The organism is Burkholderia sp. WSM2230 (assembly GCF_000472445.1).
Classification (GTDB): domain Bacteria; phylum Pseudomonadota; class Gammaproteobacteria; order Burkholderiales; family Burkholderiaceae; genus Paraburkholderia.
Genome location: NZ_AXAJ01000006.1, coordinates 247,718 through 265,261, shown reverse-complemented (window position 1 = coordinate 265,261; position 17,544 = coordinate 247,718). Strand labels below are relative to the sequence as shown.

16 protein-coding genes and 1 pseudogene are annotated in these 17,544 nt (G+C 64.5%); 10 read left to right on the top strand and 7 right to left on the bottom strand.

The window, feature by feature from the left end; genetic code table 11:
• Window positions 1–115: 115 nt before the first annotated feature.
• On the top strand, window positions 116–580 hold the full coding sequence (locus tag A3AC_RS0114745) for a universal stress protein (RefSeq protein WP_025599726.1): 465 nt from the start codon (window positions 116–118) through the stop codon (window positions 578–580).
• A 46-nt stretch (window positions 581–626) separates the two neighbouring features.
• On the opposite strand, the gene A3AC_RS0114740 is transcribed toward A3AC_RS0114745, so the two are convergent.
• The 3 genes from A3AC_RS0114740 to lexA form a co-directional block, all read right to left on the bottom strand.
• Entirely contained in the window at window positions 627–1,310 is a 684-nt protein-coding gene (locus A3AC_RS0114740; RefSeq protein ID WP_025599725.1) for a DUF2939 domain-containing protein, read from the bottom strand.
• A 159-nt stretch (window positions 1,311–1,469) separates the two neighbouring features.
• Entirely contained in the window at window positions 1,470–1,862 is a 393-nt protein-coding gene (locus A3AC_RS0114735) for a hypothetical protein (protein WP_025599724.1), read from the bottom strand.
• A 105-nt stretch (window positions 1,863–1,967) separates the two neighbouring features.
• Window positions 1,968–2,627 carry a transcriptional repressor LexA gene (gene lexA / locus A3AC_RS0114730; RefSeq protein ID WP_025599723.1) on the bottom strand — a complete coding sequence of 220 codons (660 nt, stop codon included), beginning with the start codon at window positions 2,625–2,627 and terminating at the stop codon, window positions 1,968–1,970.
• 311 nt (window positions 2,628–2,938) lie between these two features.
• Between lexA and A3AC_RS0114725 the strand changes: the two genes are divergently transcribed.
• The 6 genes from A3AC_RS0114725 (at window position 2,939) to A3AC_RS0114700 (ending at window position 9,238) form a co-directional block, all read left to right on the top strand.
• On the top strand, window positions 2,939–3,979 hold the full coding sequence (locus tag A3AC_RS0114725) for a sulfate ABC transporter substrate-binding protein (RefSeq protein ID WP_025599722.1): 1,041 nt from the start codon (window positions 2,939–2,941) through the stop codon (window positions 3,977–3,979).
• A gap of 147 nt (window positions 3,980–4,126) precedes the next feature.
• On the top strand, window positions 4,127–5,032 hold the full coding sequence (gene cysT, locus A3AC_RS0114720; protein WP_025599721.1) for a sulfate ABC transporter permease subunit CysT: 906 nt from the start codon (window positions 4,127–4,129) through the stop codon (window positions 5,030–5,032).
• The gene (cysW, locus tag A3AC_RS0114715; protein ID WP_025599719.1) at window positions 5,029–6,051 is read left to right on the top strand and encodes a sulfate ABC transporter permease subunit CysW; all 1,023 of its coding nucleotides are present in this window, start codon (window positions 5,029–5,031) and stop codon (window positions 6,049–6,051) included. Before cysT ends, cysW begins: the two co-directional genes overlap by 4 nt.
• A complete protein-coding gene (locus A3AC_RS0114710; protein ID WP_025599718.1) occupies window positions 6,051–7,109 on the top strand; it encodes a sulfate/molybdate ABC transporter ATP-binding protein in 1,059 nt (352 codons plus the stop codon). Before cysW ends, A3AC_RS0114710 begins: the two co-directional genes overlap by 1 nt.
• An 83-nt stretch (window positions 7,110–7,192) precedes the next feature.
• Window positions 7,193–8,119, top strand: coding sequence for a CysB family HTH-type transcriptional regulator (locus A3AC_RS0114705; RefSeq protein WP_013588513.1), 927 nt, complete (start codon window positions 7,193–7,195; stop codon window positions 8,117–8,119).
• A 90-nt stretch (window positions 8,120–8,209) separates the two neighbouring features.
• Window positions 8,210–9,238, top strand: a complete 1,029-nt coding sequence (locus tag A3AC_RS0114700; protein ID WP_025599716.1) for an asparaginase — start codon at window positions 8,210–8,212, stop codon at window positions 9,236–9,238.
• Window positions 9,239–9,360: 122 nt separating this feature from the next.
• Here A3AC_RS0114700 and lysM read toward each other — a convergent pair whose 3' ends face one another.
• The 4 genes and pseudogenes from lysM to gcl form a co-directional block, all read right to left on the bottom strand.
• On the bottom strand, window positions 9,361–9,858 hold the full coding sequence (gene lysM / locus A3AC_RS0114695; RefSeq protein ID WP_025599715.1) for a peptidoglycan-binding protein LysM: 498 nt from the start codon (window positions 9,856–9,858) through the stop codon (window positions 9,361–9,363).
• A 557-nt stretch (window positions 9,859–10,415) separates the two neighbouring features.
• Window positions 10,416–11,378, bottom strand: a pseudogene (locus A3AC_RS0114690) (2-hydroxy-3-oxopropionate reductase); the annotation flags it as partial.
• 56 nt (window positions 11,379–11,434) lie between these two features.
• Window positions 11,435–12,244: a hydroxypyruvate isomerase gene (hyi, locus tag A3AC_RS0114685; protein ID WP_025599713.1), complete on the bottom strand. Its 810-nt coding sequence runs from the start codon at window positions 12,242–12,244 to the stop codon at window positions 11,435–11,437.
• Between the two features lie 103 nt (window positions 12,245–12,347).
• Window positions 12,348–14,123 (bottom strand): glyoxylate carboligase, encoded by a 1,776-nt coding sequence (gene gcl / locus A3AC_RS0114680; protein ID WP_025599711.1) that lies wholly within the window; start codon window positions 14,121–14,123, stop codon window positions 12,348–12,350.
• A gap of 166 nt (window positions 14,124–14,289) precedes the next feature.
• Here gcl and A3AC_RS0114675 point away from each other — a divergent pair, with 166 nt between their 5' ends.
• The 3 genes from A3AC_RS0114675 (at window position 14,290) to A3AC_RS0114665 (ending at window position 17,328) form a co-directional block, all read left to right on the top strand.
• On the top strand, window positions 14,290–15,204 hold the full coding sequence (locus tag A3AC_RS0114675; protein ID WP_025599710.1) for a LysR family transcriptional regulator: 915 nt from the start codon (window positions 14,290–14,292) through the stop codon (window positions 15,202–15,204).
• Window positions 15,205–15,446: 242 nt separating this feature from the next.
• Window positions 15,447–16,268: an RNA polymerase sigma factor gene (locus A3AC_RS0114670; protein ID WP_156924622.1), complete on the top strand. Its 822-nt coding sequence runs from the start codon at window positions 15,447–15,449 to the stop codon at window positions 16,266–16,268.
• Window positions 16,258–17,328: an anti-sigma factor family protein gene (locus A3AC_RS0114665; RefSeq protein ID WP_025599708.1), complete on the top strand. Its 1,071-nt coding sequence runs from the start codon at window positions 16,258–16,260 to the stop codon at window positions 17,326–17,328. The genes A3AC_RS0114670 and A3AC_RS0114665 overlap by 11 nt, the downstream gene beginning before the upstream one ends.
• The last annotated feature ends 216 nt before the right edge of the window (window positions 17,329–17,544 follow it).

Sequence of the window (17,544 nt, the reverse complement as noted above, 5' to 3'; positions counted from 1 at the left end):
GTATGCACAAGGCAGGGGCAAACGGGAATCGCACTTAGCGTTTTCCATCCCTTGCAAGCTGAATTGCGGCGCACCATGATTGACTAGACCGCGCTTGTGCGGAAAGGGGAAAACGATGGCGAGCTACCAGAAAATCCTGCTGTGCTACGACGGCTCGCGTGAAGGCCGCAAAGCGCTACGTTGCGGCGCCGATCTTGCGTTGGATCTCAAAGCGGAAACGCATCTGCTCTCGGTAGTGGACATGCGCTCGAGCATCGCGCAAAGCGCGGGCCTGCTGACCGACGTCGCTTGCGGCAGCTTCGAAAAGACCGCGCGGGACATTCTGCAAGAAGGCGTGGACTGGCTGACGGAGCGCGGCGTGAAGGCGCAAGGGCACTTTGCGTTCGGCCATCCGATCGACGAGATCGCCAATCTGGCCAACGAACTACGTGTGGATCTGGTGGTGGTCGGGCACCGCTGCCGCACCGGCTTGTCCCGCTGGTGGATGGGCGCGGGCAACACACCGCTGCTTGACCGCGTGTCGTGCAGCATTCTGGTCGCGTGTTCTTCCGCGCAGGAGCAGCAGCAAGAGGCAGCCTGAGCGAGCCGCCCAGCCTGGCGAACTCACCACGCCCGGGCCGCGCTCGTCACTCGTTCAGATTGACTGCGGCCAGCTTCCACGTGAAGAGGCCTTCGCGTAGGAAGATCGCAGAGTAACGCGCGTCGCCCGCGCCGTGCTGGTACGTGACGGCGAACTCGTTGAGGCCGCGATAGCCGGCCGTGGTTTGCGGCGGCTGTGGTGGCGCGGCGCTGCGGCCCGTGTTGCCGGAGGCACCGGGGTTTGCGCTGTTGCCGGCGCTTTGATCCGCATGATTTGGCGTACCGGGCGATGCGGAGGCAGGCCCGTTTTCCGCAGCCGGATTGTTCGCGGCCTGCGGCGCGGGCGGCCGCTCGCCGGGTTCGCCGCGCGGCGGCATGCCGTTGAGCAAAGCGGCCACGCCATCTGGCGTCGCATAGGCGTCGACTAGCGGGCCAATCAATGCCACGCCGATCATCGCGCCAATCGCCGCCAGAGGATTGCCGTTTCCGTGCGAGTCGAGGCGCCGCGTCAGCAGACTCGTGACCTGCTGCTTCAGGCTTTCGCGCAACGCGGGGAAATCGACGTACTGATTGACGGTTTGCGCGTCTCGCGCGTCGGCGGCGCGTTTTAGGTTATTGAGTGCGATATAGGGCGACGCATACTCGAAGCCCAAGCCTGCAATCACCGCGATAACGAGGAGCGTGACGATAAGCGGACGGACGCCGCGCGTCTTGCGTGTTGAAACTGCCATCGGCCGGAATTCTCCATGAGGTCTGGTCTAAGGTTGACCGGCGTGGCGCTGAAACGATCCCCTTCGTTGCAGGGAGCGACGCAATGAGCGTCGCAATGCACATGGCAACAGCTTGAATGCGCGACGTTTCCCGCGACGCTCGTTCACACCTGCCAACTCTCAAGCCTCGAACACCGCGCCCTGAACGTTGGTTTCGTCGGCGATGCAACGGTCGATCATTCTGCACACCGCGTCCATGGTGCCGACCATGATGAGCCGCGACGGTCCATGATAGACCCGCACCGGCGCGCGACGCGCCGGCTCTGCCATATTGAGCCCCGAATTCAGCGACACGCGCGCAAATGCTGGCAGGGACGAGGGCAGTGAGGCCGGCAGTGAGGACGGCAGCGAGAACGACAACGCAGCATGCACATCGGAGCCGCTCGCCGGCGAATCGAACAGCGACGCAGTGGTGGCCGCGGATGCTTCGATCAGTGAGCAAGGCACCAGCTTGCGCAGATGGCGCAGACGGCCGAACTGGCGAAACGGCAACAGACGGGCAAGGCGTTCCATAAGGCTCTCCGGGCGATTCAATGTGAGTGCTGCGTTAGTCGGTGGCAGGCGAGGGCGGGTGTACGGTATTGCCGCAAAACGACCAGCCCGGCGGCGCGCGTGCTATCAGAACTCGCCGGGGCGAATCAGCCCCACAGCGATGCCTTCCAGCGCGAAATCCGCACTGCCTGTCTCGACGAAGATGTTTTCGTAATCGGGATTCTCGGCAATCAGCTCGATACCGTTGGGCCGGCGCTTCAGACGCTTGACCGTGACGTCGTCGCCGAGTCGGGCAATGATGATCTGGCCGTCTTTCGCCTCGCTTCGCTTTTGCACCGCGAGCAGGTCGCCGTCGAAAATGCCCGCGTCGCGCATGGAAAGCCCCCGCACCTTCAGCAGGTAGTCGGGCTTGCTCGAGAACAGCGCGGGATCGCACGCGTAGTGCTGGGCGATATGTTCCTGAGCGAGGATCGGACTGCCCGCCGCGACCCGGCCGACGAGCGGCAGCGACAACTGCATGAGGGCTGGATGCGGCAACGTGAACTGATGCTGCCCGCCCTCCTGGCCGAATTCCTGAGGCACCAGCCGGATGCCGCGCGACGCACCCGCCGCGAGCTCGATCACGCCCTTGCGGGCCAATGCCCGCAGATGCTCTTCGGCCGAGTTGGCGGAGCTGAAGCCGAGTTCGGCCGCAATTTCCGCGCGGGTTGGCGGAAAGCCGGTGCGTTCGATGGCCCGGCGGATCAGATCGAAGACCTGCTGCTGTCGTGCGGTGAGTTTGGTCATGGCGCCACTGTATGGATGAACAGGTGGCTGTATTTTTATACAGTATCCGGCGCAATTCAAGCTTTACTTTAAGTTTGCGTCGACGCACCGCGCTACAGCATCGGCAAGCGGCGCTTTGGCATCCCTTTTCGCGCCGCAACGCCTTATCTGGCTGTCATTACCACTTTTGCGTATTAAAAAATGAGCAAACATTATTTTTAATGATGAAACCCCTTCGATAGACTGGCCTCCCAGTCGCGCTCATGTGCACGTGACCCGACGCAGAACAACATCATTCGCTGTTTCAGCGGACCAACACGCGGAGAACTGGCATGAACCATCGGAACACGGGGCGGACTCGCAAGACCCGGACACTCATTGCAGCGCTTGCCCTTGGCGCGGCAGCCGCGCTCGGCGCAATCTCCCAGGCGCAGGCGGCCGACACGACGCTGCTAAACGTTTCTTACGACCCGACGCGCGAGCTTTATCAGGATGTGAACCAGGCGTTCGGCAAGGAATGGAAGGCGAAGACCGGCGAGAGCGTCACCTTCAAGCAGTCGCATGGCGGCTCCGGCGCGCAGGCCCGCTCGGTGCTCGACGGCCTGCAGGCCGACGTAGTGACGCTCGCGCTTGCCTATGACATCGACGCCCTCGCAAACAAGGGCTTGATCGACCGGAACTGGCAGAAGCGCCTGCCGGACAACGCGTCGCCGTACACGTCGACCATCGTGTTTCTGGTGCGCAAGGGCAACCCCAAGCACATCAAGGATTGGGACGATCTGACGAAGCCGGGCGTGTCGATCGTCACGCCGAACCCGAAGACCTCGGGCGGCGCGCGCTGGAATTACCTCGCCGCGTGGGCATATGCCGCGCACCTGCCGGGCGGCAACGATCAGAAGGCGAAGGAGTTCGTCGCGAAGCTCTACAAGAACGCCGGCGTACTCGATTCAGGCGCGCGCGGCGCGACCACCAGCTTCGTGCAACGCGGCATCGGCGACGTGCTGATCGCGTGGGAAAACGAGGCGTTCCTGTCGGTCAAGGAGTTCGGCACGGACAAGTTCGAGATCGTGGTGCCGTCGGTGAGCATTCTGGCCGAGCCGCCGGTCGCGGTGGTGGACAAGGTGGTGGACAGGCACGGCACGCGCAAGCTTGCCGAGGCCTATCTGAACTTTCTTTATAGCGAGCAGGGTCAGGAAATTGCCGCGAAGAACTTCTACCGTCCGCGCTCGAATAAGGTGCCGGCCGAGCTGACCGCGAAGTTTCCGAAGCTGAAGCTGTACACCGTCGACGATACGTTCGGCGGCTGGACCAACGCGCAGAAGACACATTTTGCCGACGGCGGCGTGTTCGATTCGATCTACCAGCCGCAGTAACACTGCCGCTACCCGTGCCGCAGCCGGCGCGGGCAGGGCAACGCGACGCGCGGTTGCGCGTCGTTCCGGAGCGCGCCGCTGGCGCGCTTTTGGCCGATCGGGACCCGGCGGCCTGCAACACGAGCATCAACCGAAAGAGTAACGAGCATGACCACGTTGACCTTCCGAAAACCGAGCGCATTGCCGGGTTTTGGCCTGACTCTGGGCATCACAGTGGCGTATCTGAGCCTCGTGGTGCTGATCCCGCTCGCGGCGACGTTTCTGAAGACGGCGACCCTCGACTGGAGTCAGTTCGTACGCGCGGTCAGCTCGCCGCGCGTGCTCGCGTCCTACCGGCTGACTTTCTTTTCGGCGCTCGGCGGCGCGCTGATCAACGCGGTGTTCGGTTTTCTTGTCGCGTGGGTGCTCGTGCGCTACAGGTTTCCATTCAAGCGCATCGTCGATGCCGTGGTCGATCTGCCGTTCGCGCTGCCTACGTCGGTGGCCGGCATCTCGCTCGCGGCGGTCTATGCGGGCAACGGCTGGATCGGCCAGTTCCTCGAACCGCTCGGGCTGAAGGTGGCCTTCACGCCGGTGGGCGTGCTGGTGGCGCTGACCTTCATTGGTTTGCCGTTCGTCGTGCGCACCGTGCAACCGGTGCTCGAGGAGTTCGAGCGCGAGCAGGAGGAGGCAGCGGCCTGCCTCGGCGCGTCGCGCTGGCTGACCTTTCGCCGCGTGGTGCTGCCCGCGGTATTGCCGGCGCTGCTTACCGGTTTCGCGCTTGCCTTCGCGCGCGCATTGGGCGAATACGGCTCGGTCATCTTCATCGCCGGCAATGTGCCGATGAAGTCGGAGATCACGTCGCTCCTCATCATCACGAAGCTCGAGCAGTACGACTACGCAGGCGCGACGGCGCTGGCGGTGGTGATGCTCGTCGTCTCGTTCCTGATGCTGCTTTTCATCAACACGTTGCAGTGGTATCTGCAGCGCCGCACGAGCCGCGGCAACGCGGGTCCGGCGCCGGCCGCAGCGAGCGTGCCGAGTGTCGCGAGCCTTGGCGGAGGTGCGCAATGAGCCGCGATTCTGTGAATAGCATCGGGAACGCGGACACCGTAGAGGCACGCGCCGCGGTTCCTCGCGCACCGCTGAATGTCGCGCGCCGGCCCGATCCAGTCACGGAGCCGGCCGTCGTGCGCTGGATCCTGACCGGCATCGCCTTGCTGTTTCTTGCGCTCTTTCTGGTCGTGCCGCTCGTCGCCGTGTTTTATCAGGCGCTCAGCAAGGGGCTCGGTTTCTATCTGGAGTCGCTCGCGGACCCGGATGCGCTCGCTGCCATCAAGCTCACGGCAATCACCGCGGCGATTGCGGTGCCGCTCAACCTGGTGTTCGGTCTTGCGGCTTCGTGGTGTATCGCCAAGTTCGAGTTTCGCGGCAAGGCGCTTTTGACCACACTGATCGATCTGCCGTTTTCCGTTTCGCCGGTGATCTCGGGGCTCATCTACGTGTTGATGTTCGGCGCGCAAGGGTGGTTCGGCCCATGGCTACAGGCGCATAACGTGCAGATCATTTTCGCGGTGCCCGGTATCGTGCTCGCGACGATTTTCGTCACGTTCCCGTTCGTCGCGCGCGAGCTGATTCCGCTCATGCAGGCACAAGGCAACGACGAGGAAGAAGCCGCGCATGTGCTGGGCGCGTCCGGCTGGCAGATTTTCCGCCGCGTCACGCTGCCGAATGTGAAATGGGGCCTGCTGTACGGCGTGATTCTGTGCAACGCGCGGGCGATGGGCGAGTTCGGCGCCGTATCGGTGGTGTCGGGCCACATTCGCGGACAGACCGACACGATGCCGCTGCACGTCGAAATTCTCTATAACGAATACAACTTCTCAGCGGCGTTTGCCGTGGCGTCGGTGCTGGCCCTGCTTGCGCTCGTCACGCTCGCGCTGAAGCTGCTCGCCGAGCGCCACATGTCCGCGGAATTGTCGGGCGCGCGCGACCTGCCCGCGCATGCTGGCCCGGCCGCGTTGCCGGCCACGGCGCTGCCGCATGGAACGTCAGTCTCGCAGCAACACCCGCTCAAGCAAGGAGAGCTGTAATGGGTATCACCGTACGTAACCTGCACAAGCGCTTCGGCGATTTCGTCGCGCTCGATAACGTCTCGCTCGACTTTCCGCCGGGCGAACTGGTTGCGCTGCTCGGGCCCTCCGGGTGTGGCAAGACCACCTTGCTGCGCGTGATCGCGGGTCTCGAATACGCGGACGGCGGGCAAGTCGTGCTGCAAGGCCAGGACGTCGCGACGGTCGGCGCGCGCGAGCGCGAAGTGGGCTTCGTGTTCCAGCATTACGCGTTGTTCCGTCATATGACGGTGTTCGAGAACGTGGCGTTTGGTCTTCGCGTGAAACCGCGCAGGGAGCGTCCGTCGGAAGCGGTGATCCGCGAGAAAGTGCATGAGCTGCTCAAGCTCGTGCAACTGGACTGGCTCGCGCAACGCTATCCGTCCGAGTTGTCGGGCGGCCAGCGCCAGCGTATCGCACTCGCCCGCGCGCTCGCCGTCGAACCAAAAGTGCTGCTGCTCGACGAGCCGTTCGGCGCGCTCGACGCCAAGGTGCGCAAGGAACTGCGCAGCTGGCTGCGGCGCCTGCACGACGATCTGCATATCTCGACGATCTTCGTCACGCACGATCAGGAAGAGGCGCTCGAGGTGGCGGATCGCATCGTCGTGCTCAATCGCGGACACGTGGAGCAGGTCGGCAGTCCGCAGGACGTGTACGACCATCCGCAGACTTCGTTCGTGTACGAGTTTCTCGGCGCGGCGAACCGTCTGCACGGCAAGGTCGACGCGAGCGGTTTCGTGGTGGACGGCGCGGCCTTGCCGGTGGCAGTCAGCACCGACTTCAGCGGTCCGGCTTTCGCCTATGTGCGTCCGCACGACCTGCAGTTGTATCCGCAGTCGGCGGGACATCGCGAGGGCATCGTCGTCGACGTGCGGCGCGTCGTGACGCTCGGCGGCTCGGTGCGGGTCGAGCTCGCGGGCCGCGAGGGCAACCTGCTCGAAGCGGAACTCGATCGCGAAGCATGGCGCGATCTGCAGCTCGCGGTCGGCGACGGCGTGACCGCCGTGCCGCGCGCGCTGCGCGTGTTTCCGGCGCAGTGAACGCGCACGGTCTGACGCAAGCCGATTCGATCCAACGCGACTCACTCCAATAATTCAACTTTCGCTGAACCGGACACTTCAAGATGAATTTCCAGCAATTGCGCTTCGTGCGCGAGGCCGTGCGTCAGAACATGAACCTGACCGAAGTGGCGAACGTGCTGTACACGTCGCAATCGGGCGTGTCGAAACAGATCAAGGACCTCGAGGACGAACTCGGCGTCGATATTTTCATTCGACGCGGCAAGCGGCTCACGGGTCTCACCGAACCGGGCAAGGCGGTGCATCAACTGATCGAGCGGATGCTGCTGGATGCCGAGAATCTGCGCCGCGTCGCGCGCCAGTTCGCGGATCAGGACAGCGGGCACCTGGTGGTCGCGACGACGCACACCCAGGCCCGCTACGCGCTGCCGAAAGTGATCCGCCAGTTCACCGAGGTATTCCCCAAGGTGCATCTCGCGCTGCGCCAGGGCAGCCCGCAGCAGATCGCGCAGATGATCATCAACGGCGAGGCGGATATCGGCATCTCGACCGAAGCGCTGGACCGTTTTCCGGACATCGTCACATTTCCGTGCTATTCGTGGCATCACGTGGTGGTCGTGCCGAAGGATCACCCGCTCGTCGGGCGCCCTAATCTGACGCTCGACGAAATTGCCGAATTCCCGATCGTCACGTATGACCAGGATTTCACGGGGCGCTCGCATATCGACCAGGCGTTCGCGAAAGCGGGCGCATTGCCCGACGTGGTGCTGACCGCAATCGACGCCGACGTGATCAAAACCTACGTCGAGCTGGGCATGGGCATCGGCGTGGTTGCGGCGATGGCCTACGATCCGAAGCGCGACAGCGAACTCGTGGCGCTCGACACGCAGCATCTGTTCGAAGCGAGCACGACGCGCGTCGGCTTGCGCAAGGGCGCGTTCCTGCGCGCATACGCGTACCGTCTGATCGAGATGTTCGCGCCGCAACTGACAGAAGCCGAAATCGCCGCGCAATTGCGCGAAGCGGTGTGAGGGCGTTGACGGCCTGAACGAACGGCCAAAGGGTTTGTGGGGAGTTCGGAGGCGCGCGAGGGCGGCGTGCGATCGCTTACAATCGCCGCCATGAACACACAGACCTCCTCTTCATCCGTAAGCGCGGCACCGTTGCCGCGCATCGCCGTGCTCGCCACCGGCGGCACGATTGCCGGCGCGGCTGCCGACGCCACCAACACCGCGGGCTATCAGGCGGGCGTGGTCGGCGTCGAGCAATTGCTCTCGGTCGTGCCGGCCTTGTCTACGGTCGCGCGCATCGCGCCCGAACAGATTGCGAGCGTCGACAGCAAGGACATGTCCATGGCGCTGTGGACCGCGCTTGCTCAGCGCATCAACACGCTGCTTGCCGCCGACGACATCGACGGCGTGGTAATCACACACGGCACCGACACGCTCGAGGAAACCGCCTATCTGCTGCATCTCACAGTGAAGTCGGACAAGCCCGTCGTGCTGACGGCCGCGATGCGCCCGGCGTCGGCCTTGTCGGCGGACGGCCCGCTCAATCTGCTGAACGCGGTCATCGTTGCGGCGCATGCGGCGGCGCGCGGGCAGGGCGTGCTGGTCGCGTTCAACAACAAGATTCATAGTGCGCGCGACGTGGTCAAGACGAGCACGTATGCCGTCGATGCGTTCCACTCGCCAGAAATCGGCGCGCTCGGCTGGGTGCAGGACGGGCGCGTGGATTTCCAGCGCAGCGTGGTGCGCCCTCACACGCGTGCTACCGAGTTCGTGATCGGCGCGAACTGGCCGCATGTGGAAATCGTGTCGAGCTATGCAGGCGTGTCGCGCATTGCCGTCGATGCGCTCGTGACAGCCGGCGTGCGCGGCATCGTCGTGGCGGGCACCGGCAATGGTTCGATTCACGCATCGCTCGCGCAGGCGCTTGCCGATGCCGCGTCGCAAGGCGTCGCCGTAGTGCGCTCGTCGCGCGTGGGCTCGGGGCATGTGATGCGCAATGGCGCAGCCGCCGACGACGCGCTGGGTTTCGTCAGCGCCGGCTCGCTCAATCCCTACAAGGCCCGCGTGCTGCTGATGCTCGCGTTGGCCGCGGGCGGCACAGGTCCGGTCGCGCTGCAAAGGGCGTTCGACACGTATTGACGCTGCGTTACCTGAAGCGATGGGTTGAACAAAAACGCGGCGCTCGAGTGGTTGACTCGAGCGCCGCGTTTTTTATGTGCTGTTGTGCGCGCGTCCACACGAGGGCGGGCGCGTGCAATCGCTCATTGCACCGGCGGAATCACCAGCACCTGGCCCGGATAGATCTTGTCCGGGCTCTTGAGCATCGGCGTGTTGGCCTGGAAGATCGCGTCGTTCTTCGCGCCGCTGCCATAGTACTTTTCGGCGATCTTCCACAGATTGTCGCCCGCGACAACCGTATGGAACTGGGTGGGTGCCGCGGCGGGCGCGGTAACGCTCAGTTGGTCGTCGACCTTGTCGACGTTCTGCACGTTGCCGGCTGCGACCAGAATCTTGTCCTTGGTCGGCTGGTCCGCTGCCTCGCCGGATACCGTTACCGTGTGGCTCGTGCCGTCGTACGTGACCTGCAGGTTGGTTGCGTCGAGACCCTGGCTGCGGATATAAGTGGCGATCGCGTCGCCCGCTGTCCGGTTCAGCGCCGCAAGGTCGGGTGCGGCCGCGGAGGCTTCGGCCTTGGCTGGCGTGGACGCCGCGCTGAACAGTTTTTCGCCGGCTTCCTTGATGAAGCTGAGAATACCCATGGATCACACTCCTCGTGTTGGTACGCCAGCATGCTGTGCGTACGGGTTAAGCAGTCGTTGCCGCGCGCGTACGCATGCAACGGAGTCACGAGTGTAGGAGAAAAGCGGGCGGGGAAGTGTCAAGAAAGGTGAGGAAGAGCACGCGAAGTTGCAAGCAAATGCAAGCGCGCGTGCAAATCGGCGGCACATGATGGCGCTCGCTGCAAGCGAGCACGTGACGCACAACCCGATGATGAATCCGACAGCCGGACACCCGACGACGACGTCTGACCGACCAAGGCTTCCCCGGCGCCGCCGGGTGCCGCTGCGGACCCCACTTTGCCGCTCTCAGCCCAGAGCGGCTCGATTTGCCCGTTCCGCCGCGATGCCGCGCGACGAACCGGGCGCCCCACTTGCGATTGCCGTGACGTGAATCAAACGACGCTGGCGGCAACCGGTGTTACTGACTGCGCAATTTGCGTTTCTCTTTGCTCGCGGCCGCTTGTGCGGTGACGCGTCGTGCGAACCCTTGCATGATTCCCGCGCGAATCCGCAAGCCGCGAAGAAACGCCGCGCCATCAAGCTGCTTTCGCTTCGCTGCCCGGCGCCTGCGCGACTTCGTAATTGGCCATGATTTCGAGCGCTCGGACCATCGCCGAGTGATCCCACGCCTTGCCGCCGTTCGCCGCGCATACGCTGAACAATTGCTGTGCGCTTGCGGTATGCGGCAGCGCGATGCCGAGCTTGCGCGCGCCGTCGAGCGCGAGGTTCAGATCCTTTTGATGCAGCTCGATACGGAAGCCCGGATTAAAGGTGCGCTTCGTCATCCGCTCGCCATGCACTTCGAGAATGCGCGATGACGCAAAGCCGCCCATCAGTGCCTTGCGCACACGTTCCGGATCGGCGCCCGAACGCGACGCGAACAGCAGCGCCTCGGCCACGGCCTCGATATTCAGCGCGACGATGATCTGGTTCGCGACCTTGCAGGTTTGACCCGCGCCGTTTTCGCCGATGAGCGAAATGTTCTTGCCCATCAGTTCGAAGAGCGGCTTCGCCTGCACGAACGCTTTTTCCGGGCCGCCCACCATGATCGTGAGCGTTGCCTCGCGCGCGCCGACTTCGCCGCCGGAGACGGGCGCGTCGAGGTAGTCGACGCCGAGCGCATTGATCTTCTTCGCGAACGCCTGAGTGTCGAGCGGCGAGATCGAGCTCATGTCGATCACGAGCTTGCCTGCGGTGAGGCCGGCGGCGACGCCGTCGTCGGCGAATAGAACGTTGGCCACGTCAGGCGTGTCCGGCACCATGATGATGACGATATCGGCGGCTTGCGCGACGGCGGTGGAATTGGCCACCACGTTCGTGCTCTTGCCCAGGTCTTCGGGCACCGGGTACGCGCCGTTCACAAACAGCGTATGACCGCCCTTGAGGAGGTTGCGCGCCATATGCGCACCCATGATGCCGAGCCCGATGAAACCGATCTTTGCCATGTGTATGAATCTCCAGTGTTGTTTGCTGTCCCGCGAGGGACTTTGTTCGCGGGCGCTTTGCGCCCAATTCGAGCGATGCCATGTGCAGCGCCTCGCTCATGCAACCTCGCTCAGACTGCCGCGTGCACAGCGCCGCGCGTTTGCCCCGCCACGCTCTGCACCCAGACGAGGCCGGCCGTGGTAGTGGTGCGCGGCTTGTACTCGCAGCCGACCCAGCCCTCGTAGCCGATCGAGTCGAGCAGTTCGAACAGGAACGGGTAGTTGATTTCGCCGGTGCCCGGTTCGTTGCGCCCGGGGTTGTCGGCGAGCTGGATATGCGCGATCTGCGGCAGATTCTTTTTGATCGTCGCGGCGAGTTCGCCTTCCATCCGTTGCATGTGATAGATGTCGTACTGCAGAAACAGATTGTCCGAACCCACCGCGCGGATCACGTCGAGACCTTCGCTCGAGCGGTTCAGCGCGAAGCCCGGAATGTCGTAGGAGTTGCAGGGTTCGACGAGCAGCCTGATGCCGGCCTTCTTCAATTCGCCGGCCGCAAAACGCAGGTTATCGACGATGGTCGCGCGTGCCTTGTCGGCATCCACGCCCGCGGTCGGAATGCCGACGAGGCAGTTCAACTGCGGCACTTGCAGCGCGCTCGCATATTCGATTGCACGGCCCACGCCTTCCTGAAACTCGGCCACGCGATCCGGCAGGCACGCAATGCCGCGCTCGCCGGCTTCCCAGTTGCCCGCGGGCAGGTTGTGCAATACGAGCTTGAGCCGGTTCTGCTGAAGACGCTCGCTCAGCTCGGAGATCTTGTACGGATACGGAAACAGGAATTCGACGGCGTGAAAGCCCGCGTCCGCAGCCGCCGCAAAGCGGTCGAGGAACGGGACTTCGTTAAAGAGCATCGTGAGATTCGCTGCAAATTTCGGCATGTTGAAGTTCTCTTTGGTCGGTCAGTGGATGAGGGCGCGATGAGTACACAACGCGGACGCGATGCAGCCGCGCACCGCGCTCACCTCGGCGCAACTCGTGGTGTCAATCGGCGATGCTGATTGCGGTTGGCGCGTCCTCGCGTGTCACGGCGAGCTCTTCGAACTCGTTGATCGCGTCGATCTCCGTGCCCATCGAAATATTGGTCACGCGCTCCAGAATCACTTCGACGATCACGGGGACGTTGAACTCCGAAAGCATCGACTGCGCTTTTTGCAGCGCCGGCTTGAGTTCCTCCGGCTTGAACACGCGGATCGCCTTGCAGCCCAGACCTTCGGCCACCGCGACGTGATCCACGCCATAGCCGTTGGTTTCCGGCGAGTTGATGTTCTCGAAACCGAGCTGCACGCAGAAGTCCATGTCGAACGCGCGCTGCGCCTGGCGGATCAGGCCGAGGTACGAGTTGTTCACGACCACATGCACATAGGGCAGCTTGAATTGCGCACCGGCCGCGAGTTCCTCGATCATGAACTGGAAGTCGTAGTCGCCCGAGAGCGCGACGATGGGCCGTTGCGGATCGGCCGCGCGCACGCCGAGCGCAGCCGGAATCGTCCAGCCGAGCGGGCCCGCCTGACCGCAGTTGATCCAGTTGCGCGCCTTGTAGACGTGCAGGAATTGCGCGCCCGCGATCTGCGAGAGACCGATCGTGCTCACGTAGCAGGTGTCGCGGCCGAACACCTGGTTCATCTCTTCGTAGACGCGCTGCGGCTTCATCGGCACATTGTCGAAATGCGTCTTGCGATGCATGGTCCGCTTGCGCTGCTGACAATCGGCGACCCATGCGCCGCGGTCCTTCAGCTTGCCCGCGGCTTTCCATTCGCTCGCCACTTCGACGAACAGTTCCAACGCGGCCTTCGCGTCCGACACAATGCCGAGGTCAGGGCCGAACACACGGCCAATCTGCGTCGGCTCGATATCCACGTGCACGAATTTACGGCCCTTCGTATAGACCTCGATGCTGCCCGTATGACGGTTCGCCCAACGGTTGCCGATGCCGAGCACGAAGTCGGAGGCGAGCATCGTCGCGTTGCCGTAGCGGTGCGAGGTTTGCAGGCCGACCATGCCGGCCATCAGCGGATGGTCGTCGGCAATCGCGCCCCACGACATGAGCGTCGGAATCACCGGCACGCCGACGGTTTCGGCGAACTTCACGAGCAGGTCCTCGGCGGCCGCGTTCAGCACGCCGCCACCCGAGACGATCAGCGGCTTGTCCGACTCGTTGAGCAACGTGAGGGCGGCTTCAATCTGCTTGCGCGTCGCCTTCGGCTTATAGACCGGCAGCGGTTCATAGGTGTCGATGTCGAATTCGATTTCGGCGACCTGCACGTCGATTGGCAAGTCGATCAGCACCGGGCCGGGGCGGCCCGAGCGCATCAGGTGAAACGCCTGCTGGAATACGCGCGGCACGAGCGCCGGTTCGCGCACCGTCACGGCCCACTTGGTGACGGGCTTCGCGATGGACTCGATGTCGACGGCCTGGAAATCTTCCTTGTACAGACGCGCGCGCGGCGCTTGTCCCGTGATAGCCAGAATAGGAATCGAGTCGGCCTGGGCGGAGTACAAACCGGTGATCATGTCCGTGCCGGCGGGGCCGGACGTGCCGATACATACGCCGATATTGCCCGGCTGCGCGCGGGTATAGCCTTCGGCCATGTGCGACGCGCCTTCGACGTGACGCGCGAGCACGTGGCTGATGTTGCCCGCGCGGCGCATGGCCGAGTAGAACGGATTGATCGCGGCGCCCGGCACGCCGAACGCGGTGTCGATACCTTCTTTTTCGAGCACTAGCACGGCGGCGTCGACGGCTCTCATCTTGGCCATGAATGTCTCCTCTATGTCCTGAAAATTGGCGAATAAGGCTGTTGAACGCACTTTAGGCCCGACCTAAAGGTTTGATAAGATCAGTCCACGTCGCTTATTTCGAAACAAAAAGTATGCAATGCCGGAGCCGAGCGATAGCGCGGGCAAAGACATCGAGGAGACAGGCATGGACCGCTTCAAGCAGATCGAAACCTTCGTGCGTGTCGCGGACGCCGGCAGCCTTGCGGCTGCCGCGTTGGAGGAGGGCGTGTCGCCGGTGATTCTCGGGCGGCGCATCGACGCGCTCGAAAAGCGCCTCGGCGTGAAGCTCATGTACCGCTCGACGCGGCGGCTCGTCGTCAGCGAGGACGGTGCCGCGTTTCTCGAGCGCTGCCGGGGTCTCCTGACCGAATGGGATCAGGCGGAAAATGAGCTGAGCGCGGGGCGCCGTGCGGTGAACGGGCACCTGATCGTGTCGGCGCCGGCTGCGTTCGGACGCAAGCATGTCGCGCCGCTCGCGCCCGGTTTTCTGGCGGACAAGCCGGAGCTGCAGGTGTCGTTCAACCTGACCGACCGCGTGGTGGACCTGGTGCGCGAGGGCTACGACCTGTCGATTCGCATCGGCGGCGCGGTCGATCCCAACTTTGTCGCGGTGAAACTGGCCTCGAACCGGCGCGTGGTCTGCGGCACGCCAGAGTATTTCCGCCAGCATGGCAAGCCGAAAACACTCGAAGACCTGCCGCGGCATAACTGTCTCGCGTTCAATCTGCAAGGCGGGCAGAACCGCGGCTGGTACTTCCGCCGCAACGGCAAGCTCGTCACTGTGCGCGTGGGCGGCACGCTCGACTGCAACGACGGCGAACTGCTGCACCGCTGGGTGTCCGAAGGGCTCGGCCTCGGCTGGCGCTCCACGTGGGAAATCCAGCAGCAGCTCGCGCGCGGCGAACTGGAAACGGTACTCGACGAGTTCGCGCTGCCCGACTACGACATTCTCGCGGTCTACCCGCAGCAGCGTTACGTGCCGGCCAAGGTGCGTTATTTCATCGATTATCTGAAGCAGATTTACGCGAGCGAAGACTACTGGAACCAGCCGGCGTATTAGCGCGTTCAGCGCGTTGGCCGGTGAAGGCTGTTTTTTCAACCGGCAACGAGCGGCGGGAATAAACTCGGCGCATGGCCGGTTATGCGATGTGAAGCTTGACGACGAACCACGCTGCATAGCCGCACATGCCCTGGAGGGCCGAGGTGGTCCAGATCGATTCAGACGCCGGTTCAGACGCCGATGCGCACGTCGCCGCAGGCGCCGCTACGCACGCCACTGCGGCGAGTGTCGACTCCGATGCCGTGCGAAGCCGCCGCTTCCAGCAGCTCGCGTTGCCGCATCTCGACGCGGCGTACAACCTGGCGCGCTGGCTATGCGGCAATCGCAACGATGCCGACGACGTCGTGCAGGAAGCCTTCATGCGCGCGTTCCGCTTTTTCGACACGTTTCGCGGCGATTCCGCGCGGCCGTGGCTGCTCGCGATCGTGCGGCGCACGTGGTACACGGAGTGGCGGCGGCGGGCGTCGGCGCATGAGACGCTGGAGTTCGACGACACCATGGACGACGCCACCTTCGACGGCTGGAGCGCGGGAGGCGCCGACCCGCAGGCGCTGCTGATCCGCGACGAGGACACGAAGCGCGTGCACGAGGCGCTTGCACTGTTGCCGGTCGAGTATCGCGAAGTGCTGATTCTGCGCGAGCTGGAAGAAATGGGTTATCGCGAGATCGCTCAGGTGGCCGATGTGCCGATCGGCACTGTGATGTCGCGGCTCGCGCGCGGGCGGCGCAAGCTCGCTGCTTTATTGACCGAACCGGGCGATGGTTGCGCGGGGACCACGCGGGAATTCGGTCCACGTGGCCTGTCTCCAGAAACGCCGGCTGGACCGGATGGCGCGTGTGCTTCCGCGCCTGGGGCCATGTCGACGTCCATGTCCGACTCTCGGGCGGGCTCCGGCTCCGCATCCCATTCCTCGGGCGACGACGGGGGATCGTCGAAGGATTTTCGCTCCAATACGCCGACCGCCTCGGTGACGCCGCTTCGCGCGGTGGCCAATGCGCGTTCGCCCGGCAACCGCGGCGGCGCAAGCGCCGGCTACGCTCAGGAGACGCCAGATGAACTGTAACGAAGTGCGGCCGCTCCTCGATGCGAACGCCGACCGCGAATTGCCGGCGCCGGACGCACGGCGAGTCCAGCAGCATATCGAGAGCTGCGAGGCCTGCCGGCGCGAAAGCGAATACCTCCGGGCGATGAGCGTCGCGCTGCGTGCGGCGCCGTATCATCGCGCGCCCGAGTCGTTGCGCTCGCGCATTCTGGCGGGCTTGCCGGAGGTGGAAAGCGTGGCGCGGGAGTTTGAAGGGCGGGGCGCGGGCGCTGGGGCTGGGGCGACCGCGGTGGGGCCGGGGCACGGTCAGAGCCAAGGACAGAGCCAAGGACAGGGCCAAGGACAGGGCCAAGGACAGAGCCAAGGACAGGGCCACGTGGGCGACGGACAGGGACCCCGGGCCGCGCAGCGGCCGTCGGCCGGCGGGCGGCCTCGCGGGCTGCATGGCTGGTTGGACAGGTGGTTCGGCGGACGCCCCACGCGAGGTCCACAGACATGGGGCGGCGAAAGCCGGCCCGCAGCGCCCGGCGGCGCGGCCGCGCCGCTCGCCTCCGGCTGGCTTCTGCCCGTCGCCTTCGCGCTGGGCGCGGTGGCCGTGGCGGTGACGCTGAACCTGCGCCGTCCCGCGGAATTCCCGCCGTTCGCCGACGAACTCATAGCGAGCCACGTGCGCGCGCAGGTGTCGGGACGCGACATCGACGTGATTTCGACGGACCGGCATACGGTCAAGCCGTGGTTCAATGGGCGGCTCGACTATTCGCCGCCGGTCGAGGATCTGGCGGCGAACGGCTTCTCGCTGGAAGGCGGGCGGCTCGATTACCTCGCCCATCGACGGGTCGCGGTGCTGGTCTACCGCTACCGCAAGCACGTGATCGACGTCTATGTGTTTCCGCAAACGGCGAGCGCAGGAAGCGCCGCGCCGGCCGCACTGGCCCGCGAAGGCTACTCGCTGGCTCACTGGGACGCCGAGGGCATGACCTGGTGGGCGATCACGGACGCCGCGCCCGACACGCTTAGCGGGCTGGAAGCCGCGCTGAAAGCGCGTTTCGCGGGCGGCAGCGGTCGCACGGAGAACGGCTGAGGGACTGAGGGACTGAGCGACTGAGCGACTGAGGGACTGAGGGACTGAGGGACTGAGGGACTGAGGGACTGAGGGACTGAGGGACTGAGGGACTGAGGGACTGAGGGACTGAGCGACTGGCCGGCCGCGGCCCGCGGCTGCCGCCGCTGCCGCCGTTACCGCCGCTTCTACACCCCCGGCCCGCGGCTGCTGCCGGTTCTGCACCCCGGCCGCACG